Source organism: Streptomyces sp. MBT65 (genome assembly GCF_016612545.1).
Classification (GTDB): domain Bacteria; phylum Actinomycetota; class Actinomycetes; order Streptomycetales; family Streptomycetaceae; genus Streptomyces.
This window is the reverse complement of record NZ_JAENRY010000424.1, coordinates 1-6,389: the sequence shown is the minus strand read 5'-3', so window position 1 is coordinate 6,389 and position 6,389 is coordinate 1. Positions and strand designations below refer to the sequence as shown.

Annotated in this window: 7 protein-coding genes; 4 read left to right on the top strand and 3 right to left on the bottom strand. The window is 70.2% G+C overall.

Annotation, left to right across the window (positions count from 1 at the left end; genetic code table 11):
* Nucleotides 1–204 precede the first annotated feature (204 nt).
* The 4 genes from JHN63_RS47005 to cseC all read left to right on the top strand — a co-directional run bounded on the left by JHN63_RS47005 (nucleotide 205) and on the right by cseC (nucleotide 3,615).
* Nucleotides 205–744 carry a SigE family RNA polymerase sigma factor gene (locus JHN63_RS47005; protein WP_019064956.1) on the top strand — a complete coding sequence of 180 codons (540 nt, stop codon included), beginning with the start codon at nucleotides 205–207 and terminating at the stop codon, nucleotides 742–744.
* Nucleotides 732–1,430, top strand: a complete 699-nt coding sequence (locus JHN63_RS47000; RefSeq protein WP_374223013.1) for a hypothetical protein — start codon at nucleotides 732–734, stop codon at nucleotides 1,428–1,430. The genes JHN63_RS47005 and JHN63_RS47000 overlap by 13 nt, the downstream gene beginning before the upstream one ends.
* A 125-nt stretch (nucleotides 1,431–1,555) precedes the next feature.
* On the top strand, nucleotides 1,556–2,263 hold the full coding sequence (gene cseB, locus JHN63_RS46995) for a two-component system response regulator CseB (protein ID WP_200691266.1): 708 nt from the start codon (nucleotides 1,556–1,558) through the stop codon (nucleotides 2,261–2,263).
* Between the two features lie 44 nt (nucleotides 2,264–2,307).
* Nucleotides 2,308–3,615, top strand: a complete 1,308-nt coding sequence (gene cseC / locus JHN63_RS46990) for a two-component system sensor histidine kinase CseC (RefSeq protein WP_374223012.1) — start codon at nucleotides 2,308–2,310, stop codon at nucleotides 3,613–3,615.
* Between the two features lie 747 nt (nucleotides 3,616–4,362).
* Here the strand turns inward: cseC and JHN63_RS46985 are convergent.
* The 3 genes from JHN63_RS46985 to JHN63_RS46975 are packed head-to-tail and all read right to left on the bottom strand — an operon-like array spanning nucleotide 4,363 to nucleotide 6,154.
* Entirely contained in the window at nucleotides 4,363–5,223 is an 861-nt protein-coding gene (locus JHN63_RS46985; protein WP_200691264.1) for a class I SAM-dependent methyltransferase, read from the bottom strand.
* A complete protein-coding gene (locus JHN63_RS46980) occupies nucleotides 5,220–5,654 on the bottom strand; it encodes a VOC family protein (protein ID WP_200691263.1) in 435 nt (144 codons plus the stop codon). Before JHN63_RS46980 ends, JHN63_RS46985 begins: the two co-directional genes overlap by 4 nt.
* Entirely contained in the window at nucleotides 5,651–6,154 is a 504-nt protein-coding gene (locus JHN63_RS46975) for a helix-turn-helix transcriptional regulator (protein ID WP_234478758.1), read from the bottom strand. The genes JHN63_RS46980 and JHN63_RS46975 overlap by 4 nt, the downstream gene beginning before the upstream one ends.
* Between the last annotated feature and the right edge of the window lie 235 nt (nucleotides 6,155–6,389).

Here is a 6,389-nt window from a genome sequence, read left to right as displayed (position 1 = left end):
TACCCACCCCAACAACCCCGCCCCCTTACCCCGAACCTACTTCCGTTACACAACCGACGGACAGCCGAGCGCTCCCCGCAGGCTGCTCCGCACAGCTCCGTGACAACCCCTCCGTAGCTTCGTTCCTGTGCCGCAGACCGGCGGGACGCAGCAAAGAACAACCGGCAGCAGGCGGGTCGGAAACGGGGATGGAGGCGGTTGATCATGGCGCAGGGCGAGGTGCTCGAATTCGAGGAGTACGTCCGCACCCGACAGGACGCGCTGCTGCGCAGTGCCCGCCGGCTGGTGCCGGACCCGGTCGACGCACAGGACCTGCTCCAGACGGCGCTGGTACGGACGTACGGCCGCTGGGAGACCATCGAGGACAAGCGCCTCGCGGACGCGTATCTGCGCCGCGTCATGATCAACACCCGGACCGAGTGGTGGCGGGCCCGCAAGCTCGAAGAGGTCCCCACCGAGCAGCTGCCGGACGCGAGCGTCGACGACGCGACCGAACAGCACGCGGATCGGGCGCTTCTTATGGACATCATGAAAGTTCTCGCTCCGAAACAGCGCAGTGTTGTGGTCCTGCGACACTGGGAGCAGATGTCCACCGAAGAGACGGCCGCCGCCCTGGGCATGTCGGCCGGTACGGTCAAGAGCACGCTGCACCGGGCGCTCGCCCGGCTCCGGGAGGAGCTGGAGGCCCGCGACCTGGACGCACGCGCGCTGGAGCGTGAGGAGCGGGAGCGTTGCGCGGCCTGAGCGACGACACCTCTGGGCCCGGTCCGAGCCACGGCACGCTCGGACCCGGGCCCGGCAGGGTGCGCGGAAGCCTGGAGGCGGCGTTCACGGCGATGGCCGTGCTCGCCGCCCTCGCCCTTTTGGTGTCCGGCTGCGCCACGGGCGGCACCGGCGCGCGTGACGAGGGCCCGGCGCACTCCGACTCGGTGGCGGGCGTCGCGGAGGCCAAGTCCCCCTCGCCCTCCGCGACCGTCGACGACCACGTGGACGCGGTCAAGCTCGTCATGGACGACCCGCAGGTCTCCCCGGCGGTCAAGCACGAGCTGAAGCCGTGCGTCGCCGACGAGTACGCGGTCGACGTGTCGTACGGCGTACTGACCGGAGGCCCGGCGAACGACGTCGTCGTCAACGTGATGACCTGCGGCGATGCGGTGGGGATCGGCTCGTACGTGTATCGCGAGACGGGTGGGACGTACGAGAATGTGTTCAAGGCCGAGGAACCCCCGGTCTACGCGGAGATAGACCGCGGCGATCTGGTCGTCACCAAGCAGGTGTACGAGAAGGGCGACCCGGTGTCGAGTCCCTCCGGTGAGAACGTGATCACGTACCGCTGGACCACGGGCCGTTTCGTCCAGGAGTACAGCACCCACAACGAGTACAGCAACGCGGTCGGGGGCGACGCCACGCCCGCCCCGAGCAGTAACTGAATCGCCCGGACCGTCGCGCCCGTGAACCGATCGGGCGGCCGGATCCGATCCTTCGGTGAACGCGGACGCCCCTTCCGGCGTCCCATGCTTGAGAACGACCCACACGAGGACTGAGAGCACCCGGGATGGCAGACCAGACCCACGTCCTGTTCGTCGAGGACGACGACGTCATCCGCGAGGCCACCCAACTCGCCCTGGAGCGGGACGGCTTCGCGGTCACGGCGATGCCCGACGGGCTGTCGGGCCTGGAGGCGTTCCGCGCGAACCGCCCCGACATCGCGCTCCTCGACGTGATGGTCCCCGGCCTGGACGGCGTGAGCCTGTGCCGCCGTATCCGCGACGACTCGACCGTCCCGGTGATCATGCTGTCGGCGCGCGCCGACTCGATCGACGTCGTGCTCGGCCTGGAGGCGGGCGCCGACGACTACGTCACGAAGCCCTTCGACGGCGCCGTCCTGGTCGCCCGGATCCGCGCGGTGCTGCGCCGCTTCGGCCACGCGAGCGGCGGCGACCGTACGACGGACGCGGAGGCGGACCCGGTCGGCGGCGGGGTGCTGACCTTCGGCGATCTGGAGATCGACACCGAGGGCATGGAGGTGCGCAGGGCCGGACAGCCGGTCGCGCTGACGCCGACGGAGATGCGCCTCCTCCTGGAGTTCTCCTCGGCGCCGGGCACGGTCCTGTCCCGCGACAAGCTGCTGGAGCGGGTGTGGGACTACGGCTGGGGCGGTGACACCCGGGTCGTGGACGTCCATGTGCAGCGGCTGCGGACGAAGATCGGCCAGGACCGGATCGAGACGGTCCGCGGCTTCGGCTACAAGTTGAAGGCCTGAGCAGGGGTATGCGGGGGAATTCACAGGGCAGGGTCCCGTCGTTCATGGACAGAGCGGGCATCCGTACGGGCCTGAGATGGAAGCTCAGCGCGGCCATCGCACTGGTCGGCACGCTGGTCGCGATCGCGCTCAGCCTGGTGGTGCACAACGCGGCCCGGGTCTCGATGCTGGACAACGCGCGCGACCTCGCCGACGAGCGGGTCCAGATCGCCCAGCGCAACTACGAGCTGTCCGGGCGGCCGAACTTCCCCAGCATCAAGATCGACGACCCGAGCCTGCCGCCGGCGCTGCGCGAGAAGGTCACGGAGGGCCGGCGGGCCACCTACGTCACCGACCGGCCGCACGGCGTGCCGGACATCTGGGCGGCCGTACCGCTCAAGGACGGCCATGTGATGTCCCTGCACACCGGGTTCACCGACCGCAGCACGGACATCCTCAAGGATCTCGACCAGGCCCTGGTCATCGGCTCGATCGCGGCCGTGCTCGGCGGCAGCGCGCTCGGCGTCCTGATCGGCGGCCAGCTCTCGCGCCGACTGCGCAAGGCGGCGGCCGCGGCGAACCAGGTCGCCAAGGGCGAGACGGACGTACGGGTACGGGACGCGATCGGCGGTGTCGTACGGGACGAGACCGACGACCTCGCGCGCGCGGTGGACGCGATGACGGACGCGCTGCAGCAGCGACTCGAGGCGGAGCGAAGGGTTACGGCGGACATCGCGCACGAGTTGCGCACGCCGGTGACGGGGCTGCTGACCGCGGCCGAACTCCTCCCCCCGGGCCGCCCCACCGAACTGGTCCTGGACCGAGCGAAGGCGATGCGCACGCTGGTCGAGGACGTTCTGGAGGTGGCCCGTCTCGACGGCGCCTCGGAGCGGGCCGAGTTGCAGGACCTCATGCTGGGCGACTTCGTGAGCCGCCGGGTGATCGCGAAGGACCCGGACGCGGTGGTGCACGTGGTCCACGAGTCCGAGGTCACGACCGACCCGCGCCGCCTGGAACGCGTCCTGTTCAACCTCCTCGCCAACGCGGCCCGGCACGGCAAGCCGCCGATCGAGGTCTCCGTCGAGGGCCGGGTCATCCGGGTCCGCGACCACGGCCCCGGCTTCCCGGAGGAACTCCTCGCGGAGGGCCCGAGCCGCTTCCGCACCGGCAGCGAGGACCGCGCGGGCCACGGCCACGGCCTCGGCCTGACCATCGCAGCCGGCCAGGCCCGCGTCCTCGGCGCCCGTCTGACCTTCCGCAACGTACGCCCCGCGGGCGCACCGGACCACGTACCGGCGGAGGGCGCGGTGGCGGTGCTGTGGCTGCCGGAGCATGCGCCTACGAGTACGGGGAGTTATCCGATGTTGCCGTAGCCTCCGGCGGTTGGGCGGGAGGGGTGGTGGCTGGGGTTGTTGTGGCTCGCGGTGGTTGTTCGGTGAGTGGTGGCCGGGGTGTTGTGGCTTTCGGCGGCCGGGCGGTGATCGGTGGCCGCGGTGTTGTAGCTACCGGCGGCTCTTCGGTGATCGGTGGCCGTGGTGTTGTAGCTCCCGGCGGTAGTTCGGTGGATGGTGGCCGGGGGTGTTGTGACTCTCGGCGAGCGGCGGTTGGTGGCCGATGCGGGCGTAACTCGCCGTGCCCGGGCGGTGGTTGGCGGCCGGTGACGTTGCAACTCCCGGCGGGCGGGTGGTGGTTGATGGCTGGTTCCGTTGCAACCCCGGCGCCTGGGCGGTGGTTGGTGCCCCGTGCCGCAGTTGCTCTCGGCGGCTGCCCGGTGAGTGGTGACCGGCGCTGTTGCAACTCCCGTCGCCCGGACGGTGAATGGTGGCCAGTGCCGTGTAGCTCTCGACGCCCGTCCCATGGGTGGTGACCGGCGCTGTTGCAACTCCCGGCGTCCGGACGGCGGTTAATGGCAGGTGCCCTTGCAACTCACGGCGCCCGCGCTGTGGTTGGTGCCAGGTGCCGCTGCAACTCTCGGCGACTGCCCGGTGAGTGGTGACCGGTGCCGTTGCAACTCCCTGCGGCCGGGCGGTGGATGGTGGCGCCGATTCCGTTGCAACTCGCTTTGCCCGCGCCGGGGTTGAGGGCCGGTGCCGCTGTAACTCCCGGCGCCCGCAGAAACCTCACACCCCCGCCACCATCACCTCCTCACCCCGGGACGGCGCCGCCCCGTCCGACCGGCCCGTGAAGTACCGCTCGGTGAGTTCTGAGGCCGGGACATGGCATACCTCTCGGAATCCGCACTCGCGTCCCAGTGCCAGGATCTGTTCCGGGGTGAAGAAGCTCAGGAACGGGGTGCCCGCGGCGCGAGCTCCCCGTACCGCCACCTCCAACTGCGCGCGCTGCTCCGGCTCCACGTCCTCCACGGGTCGTAGGAACGTGGTGACCAGGGTGGAGCCCGGGGCGAGGGTGGCGACCCGGCGGAACATGGTGGTGATCGCGTCCAGGGTGAGGTACATGGTCACGCCGGTCGCGGCGACCACGGCGGGGCGCCCGGAGTCGAGGCCCGCGGCGGCGAGTTGCCCCCACCAGTCGCCCTCGAAGTCCACCGGCACGAACCGCAGCCAGTCCGGGGTGCCGTACCCGAGTTCTGTCAGCCGGCGCCGCTTCCACGCCTGGGTGCCGGGCCGCTCGACCTCGAACACCCGCAGTTTCGCGCCGAGTTCGGGCCGCCGCTGGGCGAAGGTGTCGAGGCCGGCGCCGAGGACGACGTACTGCTCCACTCCCCGCCCGGCCTGTTCCTCCACCACGTCCTCGACGAAGCGGGCCCGCGCCACGATCGACGCCCGGATCCGGCGCGTGGCCTCGACGTCCATGTCGGGACGCTCCCGCCAGTCGTCCCCGGGGTCCGCGAGCCGCAGCCCGACCTCGTCATCGAGCACATGCGGCGCCGGATCGGCCTGGACATGCAGGGCTCGCCACAGGGCGACCCGCACGGCGGTGTGATCCGGCTCGACCTCCGCGACCGGCGGCTCCGGGCTCATCCGAAGTCCTTCGAGAAGTCCAGTTCCTCGCTGCGCTCGGTCAGCGAGTACCAGTTGCCGCTGTCGTCACGGAAGATCGCCTCGATGCCGTACGGCCGCTCCGTCGGTTCCTGGAGGAACTCGACCCCGCGGGCCTTGAAGGTGGCGTGGTCCCCGCGGCAGTCGTCTGTACGGAACGCCCCGGCCCCCAACACCCCCTTGCCGACCAGTTTCTTCAGCGCCTCGGCGGACTCGGGGTCGAGGCCGGGACCGTCGAGGCTCATCAGCGCGAGCTCGACGCCCGGCTGGTTCTTGGCGCCCACGGTGACCCACTTCATGTCGCCCATGGAGATGTCGTCACGGACCTCGAAGTCCAGCTTCTCGGTGAAGAAGGCCTTGGTGCGCTGCTGGTCGAAGGTCCACACGGTGGTGATGCCCAGCCCTTGGATCATGGCTCCGCGCTCCTGTCGGACGAGGTCGAAAACGGATCGGCTCCCGCTTCCTGTTCCTGTTCCTGTTCCTGTTCCTCACCGTAGGCAGCGCGGGCAGCGACCCGCTTCTTCAAAGTTGCGGTGGGGAAACCGCCGGCCCACAGCATCGCGTAGCACCCGGGGATGAGCGCGGCCCCACGTCCCACATGCTTGGTCCGGTACTCGCTGGGCGTCAGCCCGGTCCGCGCCTTGAAGCGGGTCGAGAAGGTACCGAGACTGCTGAAGCCGACCAGATGGCAGATCTCGGTCACCGAGAGATCGGCGCTACGGAGCATCTCCTCGGCCCGCTCGATCCGCCGATGCGTCAGATACTGCCCGGGCGTCTCGCCGTACGCCTCCTTGAAGGCCCGGATGAAGTGGTACCGCGAATACCCGGCATGCGCGGCCACCACGCCCAGATCGAGCTCCGGCTCGGCCCAGTCACGGTCCATGGCGTCCTTGCCGAGCCGCAACTGCCGCATTTTGTCCATACACCCGATGGTGACACGCCCCACTGACAACACCCCCGACCAGCACGGATCAGCCGTTCCGGCCCTTGTCGACCCCGGTCACCGGCATCAGCCTGTCCTGCGGTTGTCGTCACCGACCGGCCCGCCCATCCCGGCCTTCCGGCCCTTGCCGGCACCGGCCCGATCAACCCAGGCCTGCGGCCCTTGCCGACACCGCCCGCTCACTTCAGCCCGTCCGGCGTTTGAG